The following is a 23,673-nucleotide window of genomic DNA, read 5'->3' as shown; positions in this document are numbered from 1 at the left end:
ACTGCGCCTGGCCTGTTCGCCGAGCTCTTTGCTTCCATGCTCCCTGGCTCCTCACCACGGCAGGACACAGAAGCACCTGCCCCAGGGGCTACGTATCCGGCTGAGACCGAGGGTGGCACAGTGGCCGGGCACTCCTCCGCCGAGGCCGCTGACCCCGCGACCGCAGTAACCGAGACGACGGAAGCCAAGCAGGAGGGTTCGCTGCTTTCGCAGCGGGCCCACTATCCGACCTTGGCACCGGCGGCAACCACACCGGAGCCGGCCGTGCCCGGTATGACGGGCACGGTCCCTGCTATGACCGAGCCCGCTTCGCCGCACCCGTCGGAAAGCCCAACGCCACAGGCTCCAGGTATTGCCGCGGACAGCGATCCGCTGCCAACCGGTTCCGCGGCCCGGACGTCCTTCCCGGTTGCCGTTGCCCCGTTGCTTATCTTGCCGCTGCCAGGAGTGCCGGCGCCCCAGACAGCTGCGCCGACATTGGACCCGCCGCCGCCCGTGGCCCAGGCCCCGCTGCTCAATGTGCCGCTTCCTGGCGTGCCGACCTCTCAGACGGCTGAGCCGCCACGGATTCCACCACTGCCCGTGGCCCAGGCCCCGTTGCTGGTCATCGGGATGCCGGAACCGGCCGACTCCGTGGCGGCTTCCCAAGATGCGAGCCAAACCCCGCCCGGTGCCATGTTGACGGCCGCAGCCTCCGGGATGGCACCGGTGCAGGGTGTAGCAGCTGCATCGATCCGCCCGGAAGTCCCCGGGACCGGGGCCGACACGGCTGGACTTCCCATATCCGCGGCCGAGGGAGCCGTGGCCGAAAGCGTTCCGGCACCCGCAGCCGCCGGCGTCATCCCGCTCCAAGCCACGCCGCCCGCAGTGCCTCTTGCACCGGTGCCGCAACCAACAATTCCGGCTCACGCCGTTGGCCAGGCCCTGAACTCCGGTCCGACAGCCGATGCGGGTGTAGCAGCCGTCGACTCGATCGAGGTGCCCTCTGCCACGGCCGCACCGGTACGGACCCAACCCCCGCTGCCGCTGCACCGGCAATTGCTCGGGCCCATCGCCACGCTGGCCGCCGGACCCCATGGGGAACGCACGCTGAGCGTGAACATTGCCCCGGAGGCGCTGGGGCCCATCACTGTCAAGGCCCACCTGGGATCCGAAGGCATCCGCATGGAGATTTCCGCCCCCACGGAAGCCGGGCGCGAGGCGCTGCGGGCCATGCTGCCGGAACTGCGCCGCGAACTGGCGGCCGGCGGAGGGGGCAACATCACCCTGAATACCACCGCGGACGGCTCCTCCACCGGGGGGAGCCCCAGAGGCGAAGCGTTCGGCGGCGGGGGAGAGCAACGCGCAGCTCCCGGCCCCCGAGCCACGGTGTTGCCCGGCGGCACCGGACATCCGCCCGAATTCCAGGCCCAGCCAGAACTCTCGACCCACCGCGCCGCATCCCATCTCGACGTGATGGCCTAGGAAGGAAATACGCCCATGACCGTGCCACCCATCGAGGCCACCCAATTCGGGACCGGGGCAGCCCCTGCCCGCGTTCCCAAGCAGACCATGGACGGGGAAATGTTCCTGCACCTGCTGGTCACCCAGTTGGCCAACCAGGACCCCAGCTCGCCCATGGACACCAACGAGATGATCTCCCAGACCACGCAGCTGGCGTCCATGGAGCGGCTGAACCAACTCAGCGCCACCCAGGACGTGTCCCTGGCCATCCAGCAGCGCCTGGCCGTCTCGGCGCTGATCGGACAGCAAATCACCACCGGCGGCGATGACCCCGTCACGGGGGTGGTCACGGCCGTTTCCTTCGCCGGGACCAACCCGGTTCTCACGGTGGGGGACAAGCAGATCCCCTATGGACAGATCATCACCGTGGGGAGGCCGGATGATCCACCCGCGGCGGAGACGCCGGCCGAGGACCCCGAACCGGAGACCACGGAACCGGATCCCGTCGGAGCCTAGCTTCCGGCCAGCAGATTTTCTTGACCCCTTGCCATTTCCTTCAACGCAGAAAGTGACCCCACCCCCATGCTTCGTTCACTGTATTCAGGAATTTCCGGTCTTCGCGCGCACCAGACCATGCTCGACACCACCGGCAACAACATCGCCAACGTCAACACCGCGGGCTTCAAGTCTTCTTCCGTCCAGTTCCAGGACACCCTCTCGCAGATGACGCAGGGCGCCACCACCCCCGGTGCCAACGCCGGTGGACGCAACCCCGCGCAGGTGGGCCTGGGCGTGCAGGTAGCCGGCATCGCCACCAACTTCGGCCAGGGCTCGTCCCAGAGCACCGGGCGTGCCTCGGACATGATGATCTCCGGGGACGGGTTCTTCATCACCCGCTCGGGCAACGCCACCACCCTGACCCGCGCCGGGGCCTTCGACTTCGACGCCAACGGAAGGCTCACCAGCCCCGACGGCGGCATCGTGCAGGGCCGCATGGCAGTCAACGGCGCCCTGCCCACCGGCGGCGCACTGGGCGACATCGTCCTGCCCCGCGACCTGGTCTCGCCGGGCACCGGCACCACCGCAGTGGCGCTCGCCGGCAACCTGCCCAGCGAGGCCAAGGTAGGCGATGCCCCCATCGTGCAGGACAAGGAAATCTTCGCACCTGACGGCACCAGCCGCACCATGTCCCTGACCTTCACCCGCACCGCCGGCGGCTGGTCCGTCACGGGCAACGACGGCGCCGGAGCCACGATGCCGGCAACCAACCTGACCCTGGCCGCCGACGGCACGCTCACCGGCACCCTCCCGGACCTGAACGGGATCGCCATCGACATCTCCAATGTCACCGGCTACGCCGGGCTGAAGACCGTTTCCATCGCCACGGCGGATGGCAACGCGGCCGGCACCCTGGAGTCCTACACCCTGGGCTCGGACGGCACGCTGACCGGCACGTTCTCCAACGGCGCGCAGCAGGCCATCGCCCAGATCGTGTTGGGGACCGTGGCGAATGCCGCGGGCCTGCAGAAGACCGGCAGCTCGGGCTACACCACCACCGCGAACTCCGGCGCCATCGAATTCGCTGCACCCGGGGACCCCGGCGTCGGATCGATTTCCGGCGGCATGCTGGAAATGTCCAACGTCGACCTGTCCCAGGAATTCACCAACCTGATCGTCGCCCAGCGCGGCTTCCAGGCCAACGCCCGGATCATCACCACCAGCGACGAGGTCCTGCAGGAACTGGCCAACCTCAAGCGCTAGCCGACGAGTGGGCGGCACCGTTGGCTAACGGTGCCGCCTTTCCTGCCGAGAGTGCACCTGTGAAAGGACGGGCGCATTCATGATCGTAGTTACCAGGCTCAATGCCACACGCTTTGCGATCAATGCCGACCTCATCGAGCGGATCCAGGAAAACCCCGACACCGTCGTGTTCATGGCCACCGGTGCCAAGTACGTGGTGCGCGAAACCATGGAAGAGGTCATCTCCCTGGTCGCGGGACACCGCGCCCGCGTGGTTTCCCTGGCCCGCCAGGCCGTGCCGTCCGACCCGCCGCCGCACCGATAAGAGGACGCCACATTGGATCCCGCAACACTCATAGGCCTGCTGCTGGCCTTCGGCGCCATGTTCACCATGCTGTACATGGAGGGCGCATCGGTCTCCTCCATCCTGCTGCCGGCCCCCATGATCATCGTGTTCTTCGGAACCATCGCCGTGGGCATCGCCAGCGGCACCATCGCGGACACGGTCCTGGCCGTCAGGGCACTGCCCTCGGCCTTCCGCGGCAAGCTCCCCGAGGCCCGCGCCACCATCGCCAAGCTGGTCGAACTCGCCGAGGTTGCCCGCAAGGACGGACTGCTGGCCCTGGAATCGGAGGCCCGCGACGCCAAGGACCCCTTCCTGGGCCGCGCACTGCAATCCCTGGCCGACGGCATGGACGGTGACGAACTGCGCGAGACCCTCGAGGACGAGATCACCACGCGCGAGACCACCAACGCGATCGCGCACAAGTGGTTCTCCACCCTGGGCGGCTACGCGCCCACCGTGGGCATCATCGGCACCGTGGTCTCGCTGACCCACGTGCTGGAAAACCTCTCCAAGCCCGACGAGCTGGGCCACATGATCGCCGCGGCCTTCGTGGCGACGCTCTGGGGCCTGGTCTCGGCCAACTTCATCTGGCTGCCCATCGGTTCGCGGCTGCGCCGGCTCTCCGAGCTGGAAATCGACTCGATGACCCTGGTCATGGAGGGCGTGCTGGCCATCCAGGGCGGCAGCCAGCCGATCTTGCTCGAGGAGAAGCTCCAGGCCATGGTCCCGGCCCACGCGCTGGGCAAGGGCAAGGCGAAGGACTCGGGACCCGGGGCCTTGCTCGATGACTTCAAGGAAGCCGCATGAGCAGGTCCCGGCGCGGGGGCAGGAAGGGCCGCGGGGGCGCCGATTCAGGCCACCAGGGCCCGGACGAGCGCTGGATGGCCTCCTACATGGACATGGTCACCGTGCTGATGTGCCTGTTCATCGTGCTCTTTGCCATGTCCACGGTGGACCAGGACAAGTTTGAGGCGCTGAAGAATTCCCTGGCGACAGGGTTCGGGGTGGAGGCAAGCACCGCCGCCGACACCGCCGAGGGCATCGTGGTCCCGCCCGAACTGGTCGGCACCGAGGGCTTGCTGGCCAGCACCCAGATCGACGGGCAGACCAAGGAAGCCCTGCTCGCCCTGGCCCAGGAGGAACAGGCGGACCTGCTGGAGCTCAAGGCACGCATCCAGAAGCGGCTAAAGGACTCGGGGCATGCGGGAGCTGCCGAATTCTCCATCGACAACCGCGGCTTGACCGTTCGGCTGGTCAGCGCCGAGACCTTCTTCGTGCCCAATAGCGCCGAGCTCACCGACAACGCCCGCGAGATCATCGACGCCATCGCCCCGGTGCTCGCCCCCACCAAGCGCTACTTCGAGGTGGAGGGCTTTGCCGACGTGCGCCGGCCGGTTGATCCGTATCCCACCAACTGGGAACTGTCCGCCTCCAGGGCCACCGGTGTATTGCGCGCCCTGGTCGAGGACGGGGGAGTGAAGGCCACACGGATATCCTCGGTCGGCTACGGGGACGCGCGCCCGGTGCCGGGCAACAAGGACCTGTCCTTGAACCGGCGGGTGGACATCGTGGTGTTGTCCAACCAGCCCGAGTCCGTTCGCGACCTGTTGACGCAAAGCCCGTAGGCCCGCAGCGAAGCGGCCCGCGGTGTCCGTGAATGCCTGCCTGGTGCCACCGGTGTGAACCCTAAGAGTGGTGCCCCTGCGGGCGGTTTTCAGGAAACGAAAACGTAGAGGACCAATCCGAGGACTCCTGCGGCGAGTGTCCCCAGGCCAATGTTCTGCCAGAGCACCGGAATGCGCGGTTTCTTGCCGTAAAAGCGGCCCTCGTACGAGCGACGATCGTCCATGAAAATATCCCCCCAAGACATCGGTTGAACCTCCAACCATAAGGGGGCCATGAGACGTTCACCCTCACTTTGCCCGGCTTTCACCCTGCGGTTCACCCCGAGGTGGTGGGCCTCACTTGAGGGGTCGCAAAAGTCTTGGCCAGACCCCGTTTGACCACCTATCCAGCGGGATTGTGCAATCCCCGAGTTTGCGGCCACGCGTCGCGGAAACCGGACGGGAGCGGGCGCCGGAGAGCAACGGGAGCCGCGCCATCCACCAAAGGGAAAGTCCGACTGCACTATCCGAGGCGATTGTTGGTTCGTCGGGCTCCGGTGCGCCGGCCCTTGCGCTCGCGAATGCTTGCAAGGACGGTGACGGCTCCGCCCGGCGGGAACTGCCACGTTCCGGGTCTGTGAGCGAGCCGCAAAGTTGGTGGCCTAAACGGCTAACACGTCCCTTGATCCTGCCGATAGTGGTGCAGGTGACCCCCCTGCCTGCGGTACACCCCGGTGCGGGTGGACCGATCCCGAACCCCCAGGACCCGGCTTCCGCCGTGGTCTACGACTTCCGCCGGCCCACGACGCTGGCACGCGAACACTCTCGTGTGCTCGAGCTGGCCTTCGAAACCTTCGCCCGCCAGTGGGGCACCCAGCTGACCGCCAAGATCCGGGTGATGTCACAGGTCACCCTCGAGAACGTGTGCATGCAGTCCTACGACGACTACGTCGCTGGCCTGCCGCCGGCCACCACCATGGTGCTCTGCGAGGCCGAGGGGCACGGCGCCCGCGCCGTCATCCAGTTCCCCTCGGCCGACGCGCTGAACTGGGTCTCCCACATGCTCGGCAGCCCCGGTGCCTCCGATGCGCCCGAACGAAAGTTCACGCGCATCGAGCAGACGCTGGTGCGCGGGCTCATGGACGAGGCACTCGAGGACCTGCACTACTCCCTGGGCGCCCTGTTGCAGCGCCAGCTGGTGGTTTCCGGCATCCAGCACAACTCCCAGTTCGCCCAGGCCGCCACGAAGTCCGAGGTCGTCATCGCCGCGGTGCTGCGCGTGCGCGTGGGCGAGCGCAGCACCGTGGCCACCATCGCGGTGCCGGCGGAGATGCTCCTGCCCCAGCTGGGGGAGGCCAACCCGCGGTCCCCGGTGGAGAATGCCGCCGAACTGCTCACCGAGGCCATCGCCGGGGTCCCGGTGGATGTTGCCATGGTCCTGGGCCCGGCATTCGTCACCCCCGGCACCATCCTGGACCTGGCCGTCGGCGACGTGCTGCCGCTGCCGCACCCGGTCCACCGCCCCTTCGAGCTGTCCGTGGACGGGCGCCGCCTGGGCACGGCCGCCGCCGGGACCCGTAGCGGCCGGATTGCCGCCGTCGTTGTTTCTACCGAGGAGACCCCCGCATGATCCCCGAACCATCCTCCATCCCGGTTCTGCACGCGACCGCCCTGTACTCGGCCGCGGCCGAGGCACTGGCCGGAATGCTGCCCACCGGCGCCCCGGTGAGCGCCCAGCTTTACTCCGGGACCCGCGACGCCGCGATGCTCCAGGGCCCCGGCGAGCTGGTCTCCGCCAGCTTCGTGGGCCAGCAGTCGGCCGACGTGTTGCTGGCCATCGAATCCCCGCTGCTCGGCGGCTCCCCGGGCGGACCCGGTTCGTTGGTCTCCGCCGCGGACGTGCTGCGCCCGGCCCTCGAGGCCGCCACCGGCGTGCTGGGTGCCGGGGTGCTCTCCACCGCGACGGCGGTGCGCGCCGATGCGATGTTCGGCGATGCGGAAACCGTGTGCTTTGAATTGCGCAGTGCCGGGGAAGCCATTGGCTTCTTCGCCATCCGCATCCGCGAGAACGTGCAGGCCGAATCCACGTCCGGCACAGGCCACGGCCTCGAGGCGCGCGGGGACGTGGGCAGCCGGCTGGGCCGGATCAGCAACGTGGAAATGGCGTTGACCGTGGAGATCGGGCGCACCCGCATGTCCGTGCGCGACGTGTTGGGCCTGGAACCCGGCGCCGTCGTGGAGCTGGACCGCTCCGCCGGCGCCCCCGCGGACATCCTGCTCAACGGCAGGCTCATCGCCCTGGGCGAGGTCGTGGTCATGGACCAGGACTACGGCGTGCGCATCACCAAGATCCTCGATGTGAATGAGGGCCTGGCCTAGCCTTGGAAAGTATTTTTCTGGTGCTGCGGGTCATCATCTCGCTGGCGGCGGTCTTCGGGCTGCTGTTCTACCTGCGCAAGCGCGTGCTCTCGCGCTTCGGGACCCCGCGCGCCACGCAACTTTCGGTCGTCGAACGCCAGGGCCTGGGCCCGAAATCCTCCGTGGTGCTCCTGGACGTGCAAGGGCGGCGCTACCTGCTGGGCGTCGCCGAGTCCTCCATCAGCGTGCTCGATTCCTTCGAGGCCCCCGAACCCGTGGTGCCGGACCCACTTGAAGAGGCGGGCACCCCCGCCACCATGGCCGAGCGCTCCCGCGCCTTCGCCCAAAGCCTGAACGCCCTGCGGCAGGGCCCCGCAACCACGGCCGCGGCCGAAATCCGGGCCGGCGACGGGGGACTGGAGCAACCTGCAACCACCGGCGCGGCTGCGCCGGCGTCCCCTGCACCGGCGGTGCCAACGGGCCCGCTGGCCGGTTCGATCCTGTCCCCGGAAACCTGGCGCCGGGCCGCCGCGGCCCTGCGCTCCGGTCGCGGCGCATGAGTGCCACCCGCCGTTCCCTGGCCCTGCGCGCCCGGCTGCCCTGGCTGCTCGCGCTGCTGCTGGTGCTGCTGGCTTCATTTGCGCTTTTGGGAAGCCCCAGTGCGCTTGCCGCGCCCATCGAGCCCGGGACGCCCGGGGACAACGGCGGGTTGTCGGTGGAAATCAACGGCCCCAACGGCACCCCGAGCTCGGCCGTTGTCACCCTCATCGCCATCACGTTGCTCTCGGTGGCCCCGGCCCTGCTGTTGATGATGAGCTCCTTCACCAAGATCTTCGTGGTGCTGGCCTTCACCCGCAACGCCCTGGCGCTGCCGACCATCCCGCCCAACCAGGTGCTGGCCGGCCTGGCGCTCTTTCTCTCCTTGTTCATCATGGCCCCGGTGCTCACTGCCATGAACGAGACCGGCGTGCAGCCCTACCTGGACGGTTCCATCGACCTGACCCAGGCGCTCGAGGTCGGCGTCGTGCCGTTGCGCGAGTTCATGCTGGCGCACACCCGCGAGGCGGACATCGCGCTGATGACCCGCGCCGCGGACCTGGCCAACCCCGCGACCCCGGCCGATGTCCCGCTGACCACGCTGATCCCGGCGTTCATGATCTCCGAGCTGCGTGCCGCCTTCATCATCGGTTTTGTGATCTTCGTACCCTTCCTGGTTATCGACTTGGTGGTCGCCTCGGCACTGATGTCCATGGGCATGATGATGCTCCCGCCGGTGATGATCTCCCTGCCCTTCAAGATCCTGCTCTTCGTGCTGGTGGACGGCTGGGCGCTGATCCTCACCGCACTTATCGGCTCCTACAACGTCGGCGGGGGCTGAGCATGGACTCCAACGCCGTCCTGGACATCGGCCTCTCCGGGCTGCTGGTCGCCGCGAAGCTCGCCGCCCCGGTGCTGATCACCTCGCTGGTGGTGGGCTTCGCGATCTCGCTGTTCCAGTCCATGACCCAGATCCAGGAAATCACCCTTTCCTTCGTGCCCAAGGCCGCCGCGGTCGCGATCGCCCTTTTGGTCTGCGGGCACTGGATGATTGCCGAAATGGTGCTGTTCACCCATGAGCTCTTCGAGAAGATCCCGGCGCTGCTGGGAGGCACGTAACGGTGCTGGCGACCCTGCCGTTGGCCTCGCTGGAGGTGATGATGCTGGCCGCCGTCCGCGTCACCGCCTTTTTGGTCATTGCCCCGCCGTTCTCGCACAACGCCATCCCGCTGCGGGTCAAGGGCATGCTCGGAATCGGGCTGGCCCTGGCCGTCACCCCGCGCATGTCCGCCGGCTACGAGTCCCTGGACACCGGTCCCTTCCTGGCCGCGATCCTCGCCGAACTGCTGGCCGGCGCCGCCATGGGCTTTTTGGTCATGGTGCTCTTCTCCGCCATCCAGGCCGCCGGCGGGCTCATCGACCTCTTCGGCGGCTTCGCCATGGCCCAGGGCTTCGACCCCCAATCCATGGTCAACGGCGCCCAGTTCACCCGCTTCTTCCACTTTGCCGCCCTGGCCCTGCTGGTCTCCTCCGACGGCTACCAGCTGGTGCTCGCCGGGCTGTTCCGCTCCTTCGACGCGATCCCGCTGGGTGGCGGCATCGGGCTGCCGGGGCTCTCCGAATCCCTGGTCTCGGCGGTGGGCAGCATGTTCCTGGCCGCGGTGCAGATCGCCGGACCGCTGCTGGTGGTCCTGGTGCTCGCGGACATCGGCCTGGGCCTGCTCACCCGCGCCGCCCCGGCACTGAACGCCTTTGCGATGGGCTTCCCGCTGAAGATCATGCTGACCCTGATGCTGGTCGGGACCGTGTTCGTGGTGCTGCCGGCGCTGGTCTCCTCGCTGGTGCGCAGCGCCCTGTCACTGCTGGGGGCGGTGATGGGCCAATGAGCCAGGATTCGGGGGAACGCAGCGAAAAGGCCACCGCCCAGCGCATGAAGGAGAACCGCGAGAAGGGCAAGATGACCCGCTCGCAGGACCTGGCCGCCTGGCTGGGCATCGGTGCGGCGGCGTTGATGATCCCGGGACTGCTCGCACTGGCGGAGGCGGCAGGCCGCAGCCAGCTCCAGGCCGTGCGCCTGGTCATTGCCGATCCCGACCCGCAGGCCGCCGTCGGCGCCCTCGGGGCCGGACTGGGGTCGCTGCCGGGCACCATGCTTCCCCTGTTCGCCGTGGTGCTCGTGGTCGTGGTCGCCACCGCCGCGCTGCAGGGCGGGATCCGGTTCAAGAAGTTCAAGCTGGACCCGGCCAACCTGAACCTGCTCTCGGGCATGAAGCGGGTCTTCGGGTTCCAGGCGCTCTGGCAGGGGCTCAAGGCCCTACTGAAGGTCGCCGTCATCGCCCTGGTGCTCTGGTTCGTGGTCTCCTCGCTGATGCCGCTGCTGCTGCAATCGGGCTCCCTGCCGCTGGCCTCGCTGCTGGCCGCCGGGTCCGACGGGGCCGCCTCGCTGATCCGCGCCTCGGTGATCGCCGGGCTGGTGCTGGCCGCTGCCGACGTGCTGGTGGTCATGCGCCGGAACCGCAAGCACACCCGGATGACCCGCAAGGAAGTCACCGACGAGAACAAGCGCACCGACGGGGACCCGCTGGTCAAGTCCCAGCGCAGGTCCCGGCAGATGGCGATGAGCCGCAACCGCATGATCGCGGCGATCGCCGACGCCGACGTGGTCGTGGTGAACCCGACCCACGTGGCAGTGGCCCTGAAGTACGAGCCCGGGGTCTCCGCCCCGAAGCTGGTGGCCAAGGGCGCCGGGAACATCGCCACGCGCATCCGCGAGGAGGCCGTGGCAAAGCGGGTGCCCATGGTCCGCGACATCCCGCTGGCCAGAAACCTGCACGAGGCCTGCAACATCGGGGACGAGATCCCCGCCGGGACCTACAACGAGGTGGCCCGCGTGCTGGCCTTCGTGATGACGCTCAAGGCCCGCGGGCGGCCCGACGGCATCCACACGGTGCCCGGAGCACTGCCGGGGGCCGCGCCATGACCTCCCGGCCCCCGGGCCTGACGCGCCCCGCCACCCAACCAGCCGACCAACCCCAGGCACCCAGCCCCGCCCCAAGGAGCAAGTCCGCATGAAATTCGCCTCCCTCTCCAAGATCGCCGTGCCGCTGGGCGTGGTGGGCATCATCATGCTGCTGGTGGTCCCGGTCCCGGCCTCCCTGCTGGACGTGCTGATCGCCGTGTCCATCCTTTTGGCCCTGGTGATCCTGCTGACCACCATGTTCGTCAAGCGGCCGCTGGACTTCTCGGTCTTCCCCTCGCTGCTGCTGGTGGCCACGCTGCTGCGCCTGGGCCTGAACGTCGCCTCCACGCGCCTGGTGCTCGGGGACGCGTACGCCGGTGAGGTCATTGCCGCATTCGGGAACATCGCGGTGGGCGGCTCGTTGATCATCGGCTGCGTGATCTTCCTGATCCTGGTGGTCATCCAGTTCGTGGTGGTCACCAAGGGCGCCGAACGCGTCGCCGAGGTCGGTGCGCGCTTCACCCTCGATGCCATGCCGGGCAAGCAGATGGCCATCGACGCGGACCTGAACGCCGGGCTGATCACCGACAGTCAGGCGCGCGAGCGCCGCGCCGAGGTCGCCGCGGAGGCCGACTTCTACGGCGCCATGGACGGCGCCTCCAAGTTCGTCAAGGGCGACGCCATCGCCGGGCTGATCATCATCATCATCAACCTGGTCGGCGGCATCGCCATCGGCATGGTGCAGCGCGGCATGGGCATCGGCGAGGCACTGAACACCTATGCGCTGCTGACCATCGGCGACGGCCTGGCCACGCAGATCCCCGCGCTGCTGATGGCCGTGTCCACCGGCATGATCGTCACCCGTTCCAACGCCTCCTCCGACATGGGTTCCACCGCCTCGACCCAGCTGGCCCAGTCGCGCACCGCGCTGCTGATCTCAGGGTCCGCGGCCATCGGCCTGGCGCTGGTGCCCGGGATGCCGAAGCTGCCCTTCGTGCTCATCGGCACCCTGCTCATCTTCGCCGCCCAGCGCCTCAAGGCCAACGCGGCCAGGGAGGAAACCCGGGCGGCGGTGGCATTGCGGAACGAAGCCGCGGTGGTCCCGGCCGAAACCACCGAGGACCTGATCGAGAAGATGCGGGTGCATGCCCTGGAGATCCAGCTGGCCCCGGACCTGGTGGACGTGGTCAACGGGGGAGGGGACGACCTGCTGGCCCGCGTGCGGGCGCTGCGCCGCCGCGTGGCCATGGAGCTGGGCATCGTGCTGCCCCCGGTGCGCACCCGCGACTCGGTCGACCTGCCCCCGGCCACCTACGCGATCCGGATCGCCGGGGTGGAGGCAGGGCGCGGCACCGCGCCGCGCGGCAAGATCCTGGCCCTCGGGGACCACCTGGAATCCCTGCCCGGGGCCACGGTCGTGGAACCGGTCTTCGGGCTGGCGGGCAAGTGGGTCCCGGCCGAGCTGCGGCACAACGCCGAGATGGCCGGGGCCACCACGATCGACCGGGTCTCGGTGATCGTCACCCACCTGTCCTCGATCGTCAAGGACCAGGCCGCGAGGCTGCTGACCCGGGAGGACGTGCGGGTGCTCACCGACGCGGTGCGCGAGGCCAACCCCTCGGCCGTGGAGGAACTGGTGCCCTCGCTCATGAGCCTGGCCGAGGTCCAACGCGTGCTCCAGGGCCTGCTGGCCGAATCGGTGCCGATCAACGACCTCGCCCGCATCTACGAGGCGCTGGCCCTGCGGGCCAAGGCCGGCACCGACCCGGAGGGCCTCATCGAGGCCGCCCGCGCCGCCCTGGGCCCGGCCATCGCCGCCGGCTACCTGGAAGGCACCTTGCTGCGGGTCGTCATGGTCGACCCGGTCCTGGAACAGGGCATGCTCGAGGGGCTGCGCCCCTCCGAGGCCGGAAGCCAGATCATGCTCGATGCCCCGCGGCTGGAGGCGGTGCTCGCCTCGGTGAAGCAGATCGCCGCCGATTTGGAAACCCGGGGCCTGTCCGCGGTGCTGGTCTGCGCCCCGGCGCTGCGCCCGGCGGTGCGCCGGCTGCTGGGCACCGCGCCCGGATCCATCCCGGTGCTCTCCTACCAGGAGGCCACCGCCGGCGGGGCCGACATCGAGACCGTGGGGGTGGTGCGCGGTGCCGATGCGATTTCGGCTTGAGGGCCCCAGCCTCGAATCCATCCACGCCCAGGTGGTCGCCGAGTACGGGCACACCGCGCGCATCGTCTCGGCGGAGCGGGTCACCACCGGTGGCCTCGGCCGGTTCCTGGCCAGGGAACACTACGAGGCGATCATCGAGGTGCCCGACGGGGACGCCCCCGACGGGCGGGTCATCGGACCCGGGGACGAACCCCTCGACGTCCGGGACCTCGAGCTGGTTGCGGGTCGCGCCGCGGGGGGCCGCCCATCCATGGACCCGGATCCGGAGGCCGGCGACACCGATTATCAGGGCTCCGGCGGCGGGATCAACGGATTGCTGGAACGGGCCGATGCCGCCGAACTGCGCCTGGCACCGGCACCGCCACGGCAGACACGCCGCGGCGGGCGGCCAGCGGTTCCCGGCGCCCCGGATTTCGCCCGGCTGCTTGATGGGCAGGCCTTTGCCCTCGAACCGTCAACCGGTGCCCGGGCGGCGGCCCGCGGCCCGGAGGCAACCGAAACCACCGGTGCCCCGGGCACCGGTTTCCTCCCTGCGGGCCTGCTCCCGGCGGTAACCGGCACCGGATTGCATCCGGCGCGGGACCGCGACATCGTTCCCTCGCCGCTGGCCGGTCCCGGGGACCTGGTGGTCGTCATCGGACTGTGGGGGGATGCCGGGATGGCCGCGGAGGAACTCCACGACGGCACCGCCCTGCGGCGCAATGCCGGGGAGCTGGCGCAGAAGTTCGACGCGGACTCCCTGGCCCGCAGGCCCCTGGCCGACAGGCGCGGCATCCTGCGGGCGCGCGCCGCAGCGGTCGCCGAAGGCGTTCCATTGCTCGTGGCGGTGGCGATCAATCCGCAACTGGCGCTGCTGCCGCAATTGGAGCTGCTTCAGGTGCTGGAGGCCGACCAGCTGTGGGCCGCCGTGGATGCCGGGCGCAAGGCGGAGGACACCGCTGCCTGGATCAAGCACGTGGCCGCCGGACACCGGCTCTACGCGGTGGTGTCCCTGCATGCCGAGGAGACCCTCTCCCCGGAATCGGTGTGGGAGCTGGGCTTCCCCGTGCTTGAGGCCCGCGGCCCGGGCATCTAGCCCGCCAGCCATTGAAAAGCGTGGCGATTCCAGTACGCTCATGGTCAAGTCTGTTTGGAAGAGGGAAACAACATGAAGCCCATGTTCCTACTTGAAGTTGATACTGATGCTGACGCCGCGTATATCCGGCTTTCAAGTGCTCCGGTGTCAAAGACCGTCGAAGCGACCTCGGATGTTTTGATTGACTTGGACGAGTTCAACGTCGTTGTCGGCGTCGAAGTGCTTACCCTTTCCGCTGCCATCCCCTTTACGCAATTGCATGAAGATTTTCATGTTCGCCCTGAAGTTGTTGCCAACTTGCAGCGGATTCGACCCACGGTATCGTCATTCACGAGTCTGACCACGGGCGTTGATGGCGTCTCGATGCAGAATGCATCTTGTCATTTCAACGAAGGCTACGCCGGACTTTAAACGGATCCTTGCCCAAAAATAGCCCGGCCATTCCAAAGAGAATGACCGGGCTATTTCGTGCGTACTGAACTCGGCGTCTCCCTGCCTCAACGCCGGGGGCCAACCGGCGTTGCACTGTAGTGCCGCTCGGCGCGCCGTAGGACGCAACTGTAACTGGCGGGTCCGGAGGGAGCCGAGGGGCAGGGTGTTGGCCAGCTCCTCGAGCCTGGTAGCGGCCCTGCCTTGGGTATGGTCGAAGCAGCGGGCCCGAGACCGATGCGTGGTGTCGGAATGGTGCACCATTCTCCGCGTGGCTACACAGAAAATGCCGCGTTTCACCAGAAAGCGGGGAAGCTCCTGCTAGCCACCTGAGGATTCGTTCCCGTCGCCACTATTGGGTCCGGAACCCAGGTCCTCCCGCGTCGTGGCGTCCTGCACCTCCTGCGGATCGGTGTCGTCGGTGAAGGGTTCGGTCTGGCGGAATTCTTCGCGGTGGGCCGGCTTGATGCCCTTCACGCCGCCTCGGACTCGTGCTTCATCTGCTCATCGAGTTCCGTACCGTGCTTGTTGCTTCCTCGCTCAGCCATGGGGGTATTCCTCTTCGTCCTCGTCGTCATCATCGTTCGCTTTGCCCAACCCAAGCTCAACCCGCTCGGCTTCCTCCGGGACTCCCGCCGGGAGCGGGTCCGTGGCGTCGGGCACCTCGTCGGGATCGTAGTCCTCCAGTCCGGCAGCCACGCGCTCCTGGTACTCGGCAGCCGCGAAGTCCTCGTCGTCCAGGGTTTCGGGGACCTTGCCATGCCCGCGCCTGGAGGAATGCGGCAGTGCGGTGGTTTCCGGTTCGATCACGTCATCGAGCCCTGGCGTCAGATCCGTCGGGTTCTCGGAATTTTCGGGGTTCACGGTGCTCATGCTTACTCCTGCGGTTCGGGGCGCCGGGCGGCCGAAAGGGCGGGTCGGCCCATCGTCGTGATGCGGCCAGTCTAGGTCCGCCATCCGGGCCCTGCCTAGGGATTCGACACCCGTTGGCGACCGTGGGCCGGCAGCTCCGGCCGGCACGGGATCAAAGCTCCGCGCAGTCGCGGCAGATCGTGAGGCCGTCGACTTCCTCGGCGGCCTGGCTGCGGTGCCTGACGGTGAAGCGTTGGCCGCAGAAGAACTCGTCCTGCGCCTGCGGCACGACCTCTACGACCAGCTCGTCGAGCACGATCGCCCCGGGCAGCTCGGTGCCCTCGGAGATATCGGCCTCCTCGAGTTTGGCCTGGTCGCTTTTCGCGTCGGGCGCATCGATCTTGCGCACATCCTGAAGCGTGTTTTCCGCTGCCTCGGCCACCTCGGGGCGGGCATCGTCGTAATCCTGGGCCATGGTGGTTCCTCGCGAATCTATCTGGTGGATTGCCGAAATTCCTGCCGCGTCCGGGCAGCGCGACTAGTCGCTGGGTTGGCCCGGTTGCGCCTGGTCAAGGTCGTCCTGTGCCGCTTCCGGGTCGGGTGTTCGGGGAAAGTTCTCGGCCCGTTCCTTCGCGGCCGGTGTCGTCTCGCTCGGGCCTTCATCGGGTTCGGGTTCTCCATGCCGCCCGCGCCCCCGGGGTGCGGATCCGGCATCGCCATGCTCTTTCTCGCCCATGGTGTCCTTTCTCGTGCATCGCTGGCCTGGCTGCCGGAGCCGACTGCCGCGCACGGTCTTCGCGCCGACCGCGTTCGGGTGAAACGCCGTTGAAGTGGGCCGGCGGGAGTCCTTGCAGCCTGCCGTGCGGCAGCACTTTTGGGTTGAATCCACGTTGCTGCACGGACCGGCGATCTGTAAAGGGATTTGCACCCTGTTCGAGACCCTCATGTCCCATGGTTGGCGGCCCCTCGGTTGTCGCCTCCGGAATATCATTCGGGGAAAACGGGAATCGAAGGTGCGCCGGATAAGGGAATGCCCGAATAGGGTCCAGGCGCACCGGGGGTTCCACGGCACACCGGTTGCTGGCTCAACCCCATCCCGTGCATGCCCAATGAGCCCACCGGCAACGATGTCTTGTGCAGCATGCCGGAGTTCGGAAGTCCTCGAGGGGGAGCGGGTTATGATTGTGCGGTGCTGGTACTTACGCGGAAGGTCGGAGAACAGGTCCTGATTGGCGAGGACATCGTGGTGACGGTCCTCGATGTGAAGGGCGATTCGATCAAGATCGGCTTTGACGCGCCCCGGGGCATCAAGATCCAACGAGCCGAGATGGTCGCCGCCGTGACCGAGGCCAACCAGCAGGCCGCTGCCGCCGCCACCGGTGATGCCGAGGCCCGGCTGCGGGCCCTTTTCCCTGCGTCTGCCAAGCCCGCTGCGCCCAAGGCTCCCGGCGCCTGACTGTCGGAGCGGATCATGCTCCCCGGCAAGCGGTGCATGCTCCGCATTTTGGTTTCCGGGAGAACGCCATCCGTTGCTGGGGAACCTGGACTGCATCGTTAAAGAACAGGGCGCCGAAAGCGCGTTGGCGGTTTCCTTGCTGCGAATCCTTGGGCACATCCGCATGTCTCGGGTCTGGCGGGCCACCCCGACAAGACCGGGACTACAGCCCGAGCACCTGCCGGATCCCGCCGTCGACTTTCTGCATGAGATCGGCCGGTACGCTCCCGGCCCGGTCGAGGAGGTCGAAGCGGTTCAGCGTATACAGCTGGCTGGCATTGGCCACGGAGTCCTTGGGTAGCCCGGTGTCGACCGCGGGGAGAAAAGTGTTGCCGGGAACATTGGAAAGTTGGAGGTTCGAAGTCAGCACCATGACGACCACGGTGCCGATCCTGGACCGGTTGAACGACTCCGATTGAACGACAAGAACCGGCCGGTGTTTGGCCGGTGCACTTCCCCGCGGCTCACCCAAGTCGGCCCAGTGGATTCCTCCGCGCTGGATCACCAGCCATCGCCGTCCGACTTCAGGGCCCTGCGGCTGGCCTCCGTGACGAACTTCGTGTCGTGGTCCCCAATCCGGGCGAGAGCTGCGTCGATTCCGAAGGTCAACGATTCCTCATCTACGGCCCGGATATAGGATTTCGCGGCACGGGTGAAGAACTCGGAGCGCGAGATGCCAAGCCGACTGGCTGCCGATTCGGCCTCGCGGAAAATATTGTCAGGGATCGAGATTGCGGTCTTCATAGCTCCAGTATAACCGGGTTATACTAGTCCAGCCAGAGGGGTTTGGCGGGAGATCCACCTATGTCCTGCCCGCCTCCGCCGAGCCCCTCCGCGTCTGGCGTATGGACCTTTGTGCCTTGATCCCCGAGGGCGGGGACATCGACACCACAGCGCACAAGGGGCTTGCTGATTGCGGTGCACCGGAGTGAAGCGATGCCCGGACGCGGGGATGGTTTGTGGCAATCGAACACCCCGGCGGCCGAAGCAAGGCGCGTTGTCGATCCGGAACTGGTCGTCGTGTCGGTTGCGCCATGGACTGGTGGTTCGAGCGGAGCCAAAAGGCCACCTACCGATGTCGCGCGAGCCATTCGGTCTCGCGCGCCGCACCCGATCCGCCGAGCGCGTAAAACACGACGCAATTAGCACTCGCCTTGACCGAGTGCTAATGGTTGCCTAGAGTCATTCATGGTGCTTGTCGAACCCGGCAAGCACTGAAAGCCTGAGGTAATTCACCAGCTGGCACCGCGACGACGGTTGGTACCACCCGAACGGCCCGTAAACCATTGGTAACTCACGCAAAGGAGAGACGATGTCCGTCTCCATTAAGCCTCTCGAGGACCGCATTGTCGTCCAGCCGCTCGAAGCAGAAACCACCACTGCTTCCGGTCTGGTCATCCCTGATTCCGCCAAGGAAAAGCCGCAGGAAGGCAAGGTCGTAGCAGTTGGACCGGGCCGTGTCGATGACAACGGCAACCGCGTTCCGGTAGACGTAGCCGAAGGCGACGTCGTGATCTACTCCAAGTACGGCGGAACCGAAGTCAAGGTCGGCGGTGCAGAGTACCTGGTGCTCTCGGCACGCGACGTCCTGGCCATCGTCGTAAAGTAGTTTTCCTGATAAAGCCCCGGCCCCTGGCCGGGGCTTTATGCAGCTTATAAGGAGCAAGACATGGCAAAGCAGCTAGCTTTCAATGAAGAGGCGCGACGCGCCCTCGAAGCGGGCATCGACAAGCTCGCAAACACCGTCAAGGTGACCCTCGGCCCGCGCGGCCGCAACGTGGTGCTGGCAAAGGCCTGGGGCGCACCGACGATCACCAACGATGGCGTGACCATCGCCCGTGAGATCGAGCTGGAAGATGCCTACGAGAACCTTGGCGCGCAGCTGGCCAAGGAAGTAGCCACCAAGACCAACGACGTGGCAGGCGACGGCACCACCACCGCCACCGTGCTCGCCCAGGCATTCGTCAAGGAGGGCCTGCGCAACGTTGCCGCGGGTGCCGCCCCGGGCGAAATCAAGCGCGGCATCGAGGTAGCCGTCGAGGCTGTCGCCGCACGCCTGGCCGAGAACTCGGTTCCGGTCGAGGGCAAGCAGGTCGCCAACGTGGCCGCCATCTCCGCGCAGAGCGAGGAAATCGGCGAGCTGCTGGCCCAGGCCTTCGAAACCGTGGGCACCGACGGCGTCATCACCATCGAGGAATCCTCCACGACCGCCACCGAGCTGGTTGTCACCGAGGGCATGCAGTTCGACAAGGGCTACCTGTCCCCGCAGTTCGTCACCGACCCGGAGCGCCAGGAAGCAGTCCTCGAGGACGCGCTGATCCTGGTCAACTCGGGCAAGATCTCCACGGTTGCAGAGTTCCTGCCGCTGCTGGAAAAGGTGCTGGCAGCAGGCAAGCCGCTGTTCATCATCGCCGAGGACATCGAGGGCGAAGCCCTTTCCACCCTCGTGGTGAACAAGATCCGCGGCACGCTGAACGCCGTGGCCGTCAAGGCCCCGGGCTTCGGCGACCGCCGCAAGGCCATGCTGCAGGACATTGCGATCCTCACCGGCGCCCAGGTTGTCTCCCCGGACCTGGGGCTGCAGCTGGACCAGGTCGGGCTCGAGGTGCTGGGATCGGCTCGCCGCATCACCATCACCAAGGACTCGACCACCATCGTCGACGGTGCAGGCACCGCCGAGGACGTGGCTGACCGCGTTTCGCAGCTCAGGGCCGAACTGACCCGCACCGATTCCGAGTGGGACCGCGAGAAGCTCAACGAGCGCCTCGCCAAGCTCTCGGGCGGCATCGGCGTGATCAAGGTCGGCGCAGCCACCGAGGTCGAGCTGAAGGAACGCAAGGCACGCATCGAAGATGCAGTGTCCTCCACCCGCGCGGCCCTCGAAGAGGGAATCGTTGCAGGCGGCGGCACCGCATTGGTTGACGCACTGGCCGTGCTGGACACCGATCCGAACGTGCTCGCCCTGACCGGCGACGCCGTTGCGGGTGTCGGCATTGCCCGCCGCGCCCTGGTCCAGCCGCTGCGCTGGATCGCCCAGAACGCCGGCTTCGACGGCTACGTCGTCACCGCCAAGGTCTCCGAATCGCCGGCCAACGAGGGCTTCAACGCCCTGACCGGCGTGTACGAGAACCTGATCGACGCCGGTGTCATCGACCCGGTCAAGGTCACCCGCTCGGCGCTGCGCAACGCGGCATCGATTGCGGCACTGGTGCTCACCACCGAAACCCTGGTCGCCGAAAAGCCTGCCGGGGACGCGGACTCGCACGCAGGCCACAACCACTAACACCGCCCTCACGGCAGTGCGTCCACGCGCCGCCGGCATCCAGCACTGGCGCCCACACCGGGCGGCAGGGCCGGACGCCGGCGGCGTTTGGCGTTTGGCCGGGCAGGGCCGTGAACAAGCGGCGGCGCACACGCCAGGCGCGGTACTGGCGAAATGCACGCGGATGCGGTAAAAATCTTGTTACGGAATTTAGCGACGGCCACCGGTCAGCGGGGGCTGTCGTGCAACTGGAGGAAGCGGTACGACAAACAAATTCATGGAGGCGCTGAGAAAAATGGACGTTCTTGGGGAACTGTGTGATTTGGTGGCCGAAATGGAAGGACTGCACGGAGTGCTGGAGGGCCTGGCCGAGCTGTCGGCCGATCGGCTGGGACGAGCCGCCGGATCGGACATTGAGTGCCTGGTGATTCTGCACATGCGCAAGCTGCCGCCGGCGATGGCGGGAAGCGATGAACGGGTGATACGCCTGGAGGGCGTCGAGACGCTGCTGGATGATGGCCCCGGCCTGCACGCCGTGCGCAGCGGGCTGCCGGTCATCGTGAACGACGCCGTCGATGCGCGCTGGCCCGGGTACGGACTGAAGCTGGCGGAGCAGGGCTTTGCCGGATTGGTGGCGGTCCCGCTGGAACTTGGCGCCAGGGCCACGGCCGTCCTGGTGTTCTTCGCTGCCGACTCCTGGGCGCTCAGCGAGCCCATCGTGCTCGAAGCCATGGGGCTCGCCGACGAGGGACGCCGTGCCTTGTCCGCGGCCGTGCGGGTCGCGGAGGCCGAGCTGAAATCGGAGAACCTGGCCGCCGCCCTGGAGCACCGCACGGCGATCGACCTGGCGCGCGGAATCCTCATGGCCCAGGACGGTTGCTCCGCACAAGAGGCCTTCGACATGCTGTGCAAGGCGTCGAACAACAGGAACCAGAAGCTCCACGCCCTGGCGATGGAAATCATCTCCCGTTTTGCCCCGGCGCCCGGACCTGCACATTTTGACCCCTAGGCCGGCGCGAAGCAGCAGCGTCCTCCGGTGGGTGCCTGGGCGGGCCCGGAGGTCGTCGAGGTCCAGGCGGCGGTGGCAACGGCCAAGGTCATGTGTCCTGCAACGCCCGAGGAGGGGGCAGCGAACCGACGACACCGCGAACCGGCTGTAACGAATTGATAACGAGGTTTGGTAACGTTGGATGCCCATGCCCTACGTTCCGGGCCTGGACACACCGCAAGCTTTACAGGATGTACCGATGCCTATCCCCACACCTGCCCCGATAGTGGCAGGCCGGAGCAACGCACCGGTCACGACCCCCGCCGAACGCTTCAGGCCAGAACTCCAGGGCCTGCGCGCGTTGGCGGTGGTGCTCGTGATGGTCTACCACGTTTGGTTTGGGCGGGTTTCCGGCGGCGTTGATGTCTTTTTGCTGCTCTCCGCGTTCTTCCTCGCCGGCGCGTTCATCCGCAAGGTCGAGACCGGACGGCCCCTGGCGCTGATTTCCTACTGGCTGGGCGTCTTCCGCCGGCTGCTGCCCGCCGCGGTCCTGGTCCTGCTGTCCGTGATCGCCGCCAGCATCGTGCTGCTGCCCAAGGCACGCTGGAGCTCGATCATGGAGCAAACCGCAGCCAGCCTGTTCTACCGGCAGAACTGGCAGCTTGCGGCGGACTCGGTGGATTACTACGCCGCCGACCACGCCACGGCCAGCCCGCTGCAGCACTTCTGGTCGCTGTCCATCCAGGGCCAGGTCTTCATCCTGTGGCCGCTGCTGCTCGCCGCGGGCCTGGTCCTGTTCAAGGCCCTGTCCGGCAGGTTCCCGTCGCTGAGCTACCGGAACACCATAGGATTCCTCTTTGGCGCCGTGTTCACCGCCTCCCTGGCCTACTCGATCCACATCACCGCAACCGCCCAGGAATGGGCCTACTTCGACACCGGCGCCAGGCTCTGGGAGTTCGCGCTCGGATCGCTGCTGGCCGTGTTCCTGCCGCGGCTGCAAAAGCTGCCCCGGGCCCTGACCGTGCCGCTGGGCTGGGTCGGTCTGGCCGCGATCCTGGCCTGCGGCATGTTGCTGCAGGTGGAGCACGAGTTCCCCGGGTACCTGGCCCTGTGGCCGACCCTGGCCGCGGCCTTCATCGTCATGGCCCCGGACAACCGCTTCGGGGTGCAACGGGTGCTGGCCCTGGGCCCGCTGGTGAAGCTGGGGGACGTGTCCTATGCGCTGTACCTGTGGCACTGGCCGGTGATGATCTTCTTCCTCGTCGAAACGGGAAACGCGGAGATCTCCTTCGCCACGGGCCTGTGCCTGATGCTGGTTTCCCTGGTGCTGGCCTGGGCCACCACCCGCGTCGTCGAATCCCCGATGCGATCCTGGCACTGGCTCTCGGCCAAGCGCCGGCGCGCGGGCCTGGGCATCGCGGTGCTGCTGTCCCTGGTGCTGCTGCCGCTGTCCGGCTGGGAACACCGGGTCGCCGCCGAGGAACTGCGTGCGGCCTCCCAGGCGGAGATCGACAACCCCGGTGCGGCAATCCTGGACCCCGGGTTCGGGCACGAACCAAGCTCCGCGGCCCTCATGGTCCCGCTCACCAGCAAGCTTGACGGGGAATGGTCGAACTTCGGGGCCGACTGCACCGGGGCATGGGCACCCCAGGCACCCGAGGTCGAATACTGCCAGCAGGGCGGCAGCGAAAACGCGGAAAAGACCATCGTGGTGCTAGGGGACTCGCACGCCCAGCACTGGAGCGGCGCGGTGGACGCGATGGCGCAAAAGCACGGCTGGCGCTGGATCCTGCTGACCAAGCCGTCGTGCCGCTTCGGCGGCCCCTCCGACACCCGCGGCGGGGAATGCGGGGCGTTCAACGAGGCTGCAGGGAAATACGCGCTGGAACATGACCCCGATGCGGTGCTCACCCTGGGCACCTTCACCGCCCTGGGCGAAGACCCCGAAGGCCGCACCCCGGCGCAGCAGGAGCGGATCGTGCCCGGCTACGAGGCGGGAATCCGCCCGCTGCTCGATGCCGGCATCCCGGTGGTGGCGCTGCGCGACACCCCGCGCTTCACCACCCCGGCCCCCGAATGCGTGGACCGGTTCGGGGCGGAATCGGAGAAATGCAATGCCCCGGTGTCCGAGCTCATGGCCAAGGTCTCACCGCTGGACAAGCTGGCCGCCGACGGGACACTGGGGGAGAACTTCTCCACCATGGACATGACCGACCAGCTCTGCCCCGAGGGCATCTGCCGCCCGGTCATCGGCAACGTGCTGGTTTACATGGACCAGTCCCACCTGACCAGCACCTATGTCCGGACGACGGCTGTCCAATTCGAGCTGCGCTTCCTGGAAGCCCTCACCGGCCCGCGCTGATTCCCCGGGCCGGGCCAGCGCCGGGAAGCGCCGTTGGAACAGGCCGGGGCGTCGTGGAA

At 67.5% G+C, this 23,673-nt stretch carries 27 protein-coding genes; 21 read left to right on the top strand and 6 right to left on the bottom strand.

Annotated features, from left to right (window positions below; all coding sequences use genetic code 11):
* Positions 1 to 582: 582 nt before the first annotated feature.
* The 6 genes from J2T21_RS12420 (at position 583) to J2T21_RS12395 (ending at position 5,154) form a co-directional block, all read left to right on the top strand.
* Positions 583 to 1,464 carry a flagellar hook-length control protein FliK gene (locus tag J2T21_RS12420; protein ID WP_307581671.1) on the top strand — a complete coding sequence of 294 codons (882 nt, stop codon included), beginning with the start codon at positions 583 to 585 and terminating at the stop codon, positions 1,462 to 1,464.
* A 15-nt stretch (positions 1,465 to 1,479) separates the two neighbouring features.
* Positions 1,480 to 1,959, top strand: a complete 480-nt coding sequence (locus tag J2T21_RS12415; RefSeq protein ID WP_307581670.1) for a flagellar hook capping FlgD N-terminal domain-containing protein — start codon at positions 1,480 to 1,482, stop codon at positions 1,957 to 1,959.
* A 66-nt stretch (positions 1,960 to 2,025) separates the two neighbouring features.
* Positions 2,026 to 3,204 carry a flagellar hook protein FlgE gene (locus J2T21_RS12410; RefSeq protein ID WP_307581669.1) on the top strand — a complete coding sequence of 393 codons (1,179 nt, stop codon included), beginning with the start codon at positions 2,026 to 2,028 and terminating at the stop codon, positions 3,202 to 3,204.
* Between the two features lie 79 nt (positions 3,205 to 3,283).
* Complete coding sequence (locus tag J2T21_RS12405; RefSeq protein ID WP_307581668.1) at positions 3,284 to 3,508, top strand: flagellar FlbD family protein; 225 nt, start codon at positions 3,284 to 3,286, stop codon at positions 3,506 to 3,508.
* A gap of 12 nt (positions 3,509 to 3,520) precedes the next feature.
* Positions 3,521 to 4,336, top strand: coding sequence for a motility protein A (locus J2T21_RS12400; protein ID WP_307581667.1), 816 nt, complete (start codon positions 3,521 to 3,523; stop codon positions 4,334 to 4,336).
* Entirely contained in the window at positions 4,333 to 5,154 is an 822-nt protein-coding gene (locus tag J2T21_RS12395) for an OmpA/MotB family protein (RefSeq protein WP_307581666.1), read from the top strand. Before J2T21_RS12400 ends, J2T21_RS12395 begins: the two co-directional genes overlap by 4 nt.
* An 89-nt stretch (positions 5,155 to 5,243) precedes the next feature.
* Here the strand turns inward: J2T21_RS12395 and J2T21_RS12390 are convergent, their stop codons facing one another.
* Entirely contained in the window at positions 5,244 to 5,378 is a 135-nt protein-coding gene (locus J2T21_RS12390) for a hypothetical protein (protein WP_307581665.1), read from the bottom strand.
* A gap of 461 nt (positions 5,379 to 5,839) precedes the next feature.
* Between J2T21_RS12390 and J2T21_RS12385 the strand changes: the two genes are divergently transcribed.
* From J2T21_RS12385 to J2T21_RS12340, 10 genes are all read left to right on the top strand, one after another.
* Positions 5,840 to 6,763: a flagellar motor switch protein FliM gene (locus tag J2T21_RS12385; protein ID WP_307581664.1), complete on the top strand. Its 924-nt coding sequence runs from the start codon at positions 5,840 to 5,842 to the stop codon at positions 6,761 to 6,763.
* Entirely contained in the window at positions 6,760 to 7,512 is a 753-nt protein-coding gene (gene fliN, locus J2T21_RS12380; protein WP_307581663.1) for a flagellar motor switch protein FliN, read from the top strand. Before J2T21_RS12385 ends, fliN begins: the two co-directional genes overlap by 4 nt.
* Before the next feature lie 2 nt (positions 7,513 to 7,514).
* Positions 7,515 to 8,051: a FliO/MopB family protein gene (locus tag J2T21_RS12375; protein WP_307581662.1), complete on the top strand. Its 537-nt coding sequence runs from the start codon at positions 7,515 to 7,517 to the stop codon at positions 8,049 to 8,051.
* Positions 8,048 to 8,869: a flagellar type III secretion system pore protein FliP gene (fliP, locus tag J2T21_RS12370; protein WP_307581661.1), complete on the top strand. Its 822-nt coding sequence runs from the start codon at positions 8,048 to 8,050 to the stop codon at positions 8,867 to 8,869. The genes J2T21_RS12375 and fliP overlap by 4 nt, the downstream gene beginning before the upstream one ends.
* Before the next feature lie 2 nt (positions 8,870 to 8,871).
* Positions 8,872 to 9,147, top strand: coding sequence for a flagellar biosynthesis protein FliQ (gene fliQ, locus J2T21_RS12365; RefSeq protein ID WP_071212999.1), 276 nt, complete (start codon positions 8,872 to 8,874; stop codon positions 9,145 to 9,147).
* Positions 9,148 to 9,185: 38 nt separating this feature from the next.
* Positions 9,186 to 9,914, top strand: coding sequence for a flagellar biosynthetic protein FliR (locus J2T21_RS12360; protein ID WP_307581737.1), 729 nt, complete (start codon positions 9,186 to 9,188; stop codon positions 9,912 to 9,914).
* On the top strand, positions 9,911 to 11,008 hold the full coding sequence (locus tag J2T21_RS12355) for an EscU/YscU/HrcU family type III secretion system export apparatus switch protein (RefSeq protein ID WP_307581660.1): 1,098 nt from the start codon (positions 9,911 to 9,913) through the stop codon (positions 11,006 to 11,008). Before J2T21_RS12360 ends, J2T21_RS12355 begins: the two co-directional genes overlap by 4 nt.
* A gap of 88 nt (positions 11,009 to 11,096) precedes the next feature.
* On the top strand, positions 11,097 to 13,151 hold the full coding sequence (locus J2T21_RS12350; RefSeq protein WP_307581659.1) for a flagellar biosynthesis protein FlhA: 2,055 nt from the start codon (positions 11,097 to 11,099) through the stop codon (positions 13,149 to 13,151).
* A complete protein-coding gene (locus J2T21_RS12345) occupies positions 13,135 to 14,226 on the top strand; it encodes a hypothetical protein (RefSeq protein ID WP_307581658.1) in 1,092 nt (363 codons plus the stop codon). The genes J2T21_RS12350 and J2T21_RS12345 overlap by 17 nt, the downstream gene beginning before the upstream one ends.
* A gap of 72 nt (positions 14,227 to 14,298) precedes the next feature.
* The gene (locus J2T21_RS12340; protein WP_307581657.1) at positions 14,299 to 14,637 is read left to right on the top strand and encodes a DUF2283 domain-containing protein; all 339 of its coding nucleotides are present in this window, start codon (positions 14,299 to 14,301) and stop codon (positions 14,635 to 14,637) included.
* A gap of 339 nt (positions 14,638 to 14,976) precedes the next feature.
* On the opposite strand, the gene J2T21_RS12335 is transcribed toward J2T21_RS12340, so the two are convergent.
* From J2T21_RS12335 to J2T21_RS12325, 3 genes are all read right to left on the bottom strand, one after another.
* Positions 14,977 to 15,132: a hypothetical protein gene (locus tag J2T21_RS12335; protein ID WP_307581656.1), complete on the bottom strand. Its 156-nt coding sequence runs from the start codon at positions 15,130 to 15,132 to the stop codon at positions 14,977 to 14,979.
* A gap of 63 nt (positions 15,133 to 15,195) precedes the next feature.
* Complete coding sequence (locus J2T21_RS12330) at positions 15,196 to 15,528, bottom strand: hypothetical protein (protein WP_307581655.1); 333 nt, start codon at positions 15,526 to 15,528, stop codon at positions 15,196 to 15,198.
* Positions 15,529 to 15,679: 151 nt separating this feature from the next.
* Complete coding sequence (locus J2T21_RS12325; RefSeq protein WP_307581654.1) at positions 15,680 to 15,982, bottom strand: DUF4193 family protein; 303 nt, start codon at positions 15,980 to 15,982, stop codon at positions 15,680 to 15,682.
* Positions 15,983 to 16,696: 714 nt separating this feature from the next.
* Between J2T21_RS12325 and csrA the strand changes: the two genes are divergently transcribed.
* On the top strand, positions 16,697 to 16,963 hold the full coding sequence (gene csrA / locus J2T21_RS12320) for a carbon storage regulator CsrA (RefSeq protein ID WP_307581653.1): 267 nt from the start codon (positions 16,697 to 16,699) through the stop codon (positions 16,961 to 16,963).
* A 202-nt stretch (positions 16,964 to 17,165) separates the two neighbouring features.
* Here the strand turns inward: csrA and J2T21_RS12315 are convergent, their stop codons facing one another.
* Together J2T21_RS12315 and J2T21_RS12310 are read right to left on the bottom strand one after the other, a co-directional pair.
* Positions 17,166 to 17,507 (bottom strand): type II toxin-antitoxin system PemK/MazF family toxin, encoded by a 342-nt coding sequence (locus tag J2T21_RS12315; protein ID WP_307581652.1) that lies wholly within the window; start codon positions 17,505 to 17,507, stop codon positions 17,166 to 17,168.
* Complete coding sequence (locus tag J2T21_RS12310) at positions 17,504 to 17,746, bottom strand: CopG family transcriptional regulator (protein ID WP_307581651.1); 243 nt, start codon at positions 17,744 to 17,746, stop codon at positions 17,504 to 17,506. Before J2T21_RS12310 ends, J2T21_RS12315 begins: the two co-directional genes overlap by 4 nt.
* 568 nt (positions 17,747 to 18,314) lie before the next feature.
* On the opposite strand from J2T21_RS12310, the gene groES reads away from it, so the two are divergent.
* The 4 genes from groES to J2T21_RS12290 all read left to right on the top strand — a co-directional run bounded on the left by groES (position 18,315) and on the right by J2T21_RS12290 (position 23,614).
* Positions 18,315 to 18,611, top strand: coding sequence for a co-chaperone GroES (gene groES / locus J2T21_RS12305; RefSeq protein WP_071213005.1), 297 nt, complete (start codon positions 18,315 to 18,317; stop codon positions 18,609 to 18,611).
* 60 nt (positions 18,612 to 18,671) lie between these two features.
* The gene (groL, locus tag J2T21_RS12300) at positions 18,672 to 20,285 is read left to right on the top strand and encodes a chaperonin GroEL (protein ID WP_307581650.1); all 1,614 of its coding nucleotides are present in this window, start codon (positions 18,672 to 18,674) and stop codon (positions 20,283 to 20,285) included.
* Between the two features lie 313 nt (positions 20,286 to 20,598).
* Positions 20,599 to 21,273, top strand: a complete 675-nt coding sequence (locus tag J2T21_RS12295; RefSeq protein ID WP_307581649.1) for a GAF and ANTAR domain-containing protein — start codon at positions 20,599 to 20,601, stop codon at positions 21,271 to 21,273.
* A 238-nt stretch (positions 21,274 to 21,511) separates the two neighbouring features.
* Entirely contained in the window at positions 21,512 to 23,614 is a 2,103-nt protein-coding gene (locus J2T21_RS12290; RefSeq protein ID WP_307581648.1) for an acyltransferase family protein, read from the top strand.
* The last annotated feature ends 59 nt before the right edge of the window (positions 23,615 to 23,673 follow it).

Origin of the sequence: Paeniglutamicibacter psychrophenolicus (genome assembly GCF_030812255.1) — a bacterium.
GTDB classification, from domain to species: domain Bacteria; phylum Actinomycetota; class Actinomycetes; order Actinomycetales; family Micrococcaceae; genus Paeniglutamicibacter; species Paeniglutamicibacter psychrophenolicus_A.
This window is presented reverse-complemented; position numbering and strand designations above follow the sequence as displayed.

Bases quoted from the DNA above. Each gene is read 5' to 3' on its own strand.
- J2T21_RS12415 (WP_307581670.1), top strand. From the start codon at position 1,480: ATGACCGTGCCACCCATCGAGGCCACCCAATTCGGGACCGGGGCAGCC.
- J2T21_RS12410 (WP_307581669.1), top strand. From the start codon at position 2,026: ATGCTTCGTTCACTGTATTCAGGAATTTCCGGTCTTCGCGCGCACCAG.
- J2T21_RS12405 (WP_307581668.1), top strand. From the start codon at position 3,284: ATGATCGTAGTTACCAGGCTCAATGCCACACGCTTTGCGATCAATGCC.
- J2T21_RS12395 (WP_307581666.1), top strand. From the start codon at position 4,333: ATGAGCAGGTCCCGGCGCGGGGGCAGGAAGGGCCGCGGGGGCGCCGAT.
- J2T21_RS12390 (WP_307581665.1), bottom strand. From the start codon at position 5,378: ATGGACGATCGTCGCTCGTACGAGGGCCGCTTTTACGGCAAGAAACCG.
- fliN (WP_307581663.1), top strand. From the start codon at position 6,760: ATGATCCCCGAACCATCCTCCATCCCGGTTCTGCACGCGACCGCCCTG.
- fliP (WP_307581661.1), top strand. From the start codon at position 8,048: ATGAGTGCCACCCGCCGTTCCCTGGCCCTGCGCGCCCGGCTGCCCTGG.
- fliQ (WP_071212999.1), top strand. From the start codon at position 8,872: ATGGACTCCAACGCCGTCCTGGACATCGGCCTCTCCGGGCTGCTGGTC.
- J2T21_RS12360 (WP_307581737.1), top strand. From the start codon at position 9,186: ATGATGCTGGCCGCCGTCCGCGTCACCGCCTTTTTGGTCATTGCCCCG.
- J2T21_RS12355 (WP_307581660.1), top strand. From the start codon at position 9,911: ATGAGCCAGGATTCGGGGGAACGCAGCGAAAAGGCCACCGCCCAGCGC.
- J2T21_RS12350 (WP_307581659.1), top strand. From the start codon at position 11,097: ATGAAATTCGCCTCCCTCTCCAAGATCGCCGTGCCGCTGGGCGTGGTG.
- J2T21_RS12345 (WP_307581658.1), top strand. From the start codon at position 13,135: ATGCGATTTCGGCTTGAGGGCCCCAGCCTCGAATCCATCCACGCCCAG.
- J2T21_RS12340 (WP_307581657.1), top strand. From the start codon at position 14,299: ATGAAGCCCATGTTCCTACTTGAAGTTGATACTGATGCTGACGCCGCG.
- J2T21_RS12330 (WP_307581655.1), bottom strand. From the start codon at position 15,528: ATGAGCACCGTGAACCCCGAAAATTCCGAGAACCCGACGGATCTGACG.
- J2T21_RS12325 (WP_307581654.1), bottom strand. From the start codon at position 15,982: ATGGCCCAGGATTACGACGATGCCCGCCCCGAGGTGGCCGAGGCAGCG.
- J2T21_RS12310 (WP_307581651.1), bottom strand. From the start codon at position 17,746: ATGAAGACCGCAATCTCGATCCCTGACAATATTTTCCGCGAGGCCGAA.
- groES (WP_071213005.1), top strand. From the start codon at position 18,315: ATGTCCGTCTCCATTAAGCCTCTCGAGGACCGCATTGTCGTCCAGCCG.
- groL (WP_307581650.1), top strand. From the start codon at position 18,672: ATGGCAAAGCAGCTAGCTTTCAATGAAGAGGCGCGACGCGCCCTCGAA.
- J2T21_RS12295 (WP_307581649.1), top strand. From the start codon at position 20,599: ATGGAAGGACTGCACGGAGTGCTGGAGGGCCTGGCCGAGCTGTCGGCC.
- J2T21_RS12290 (WP_307581648.1), top strand. From the start codon at position 21,512: ATGCCTATCCCCACACCTGCCCCGATAGTGGCAGGCCGGAGCAACGCA.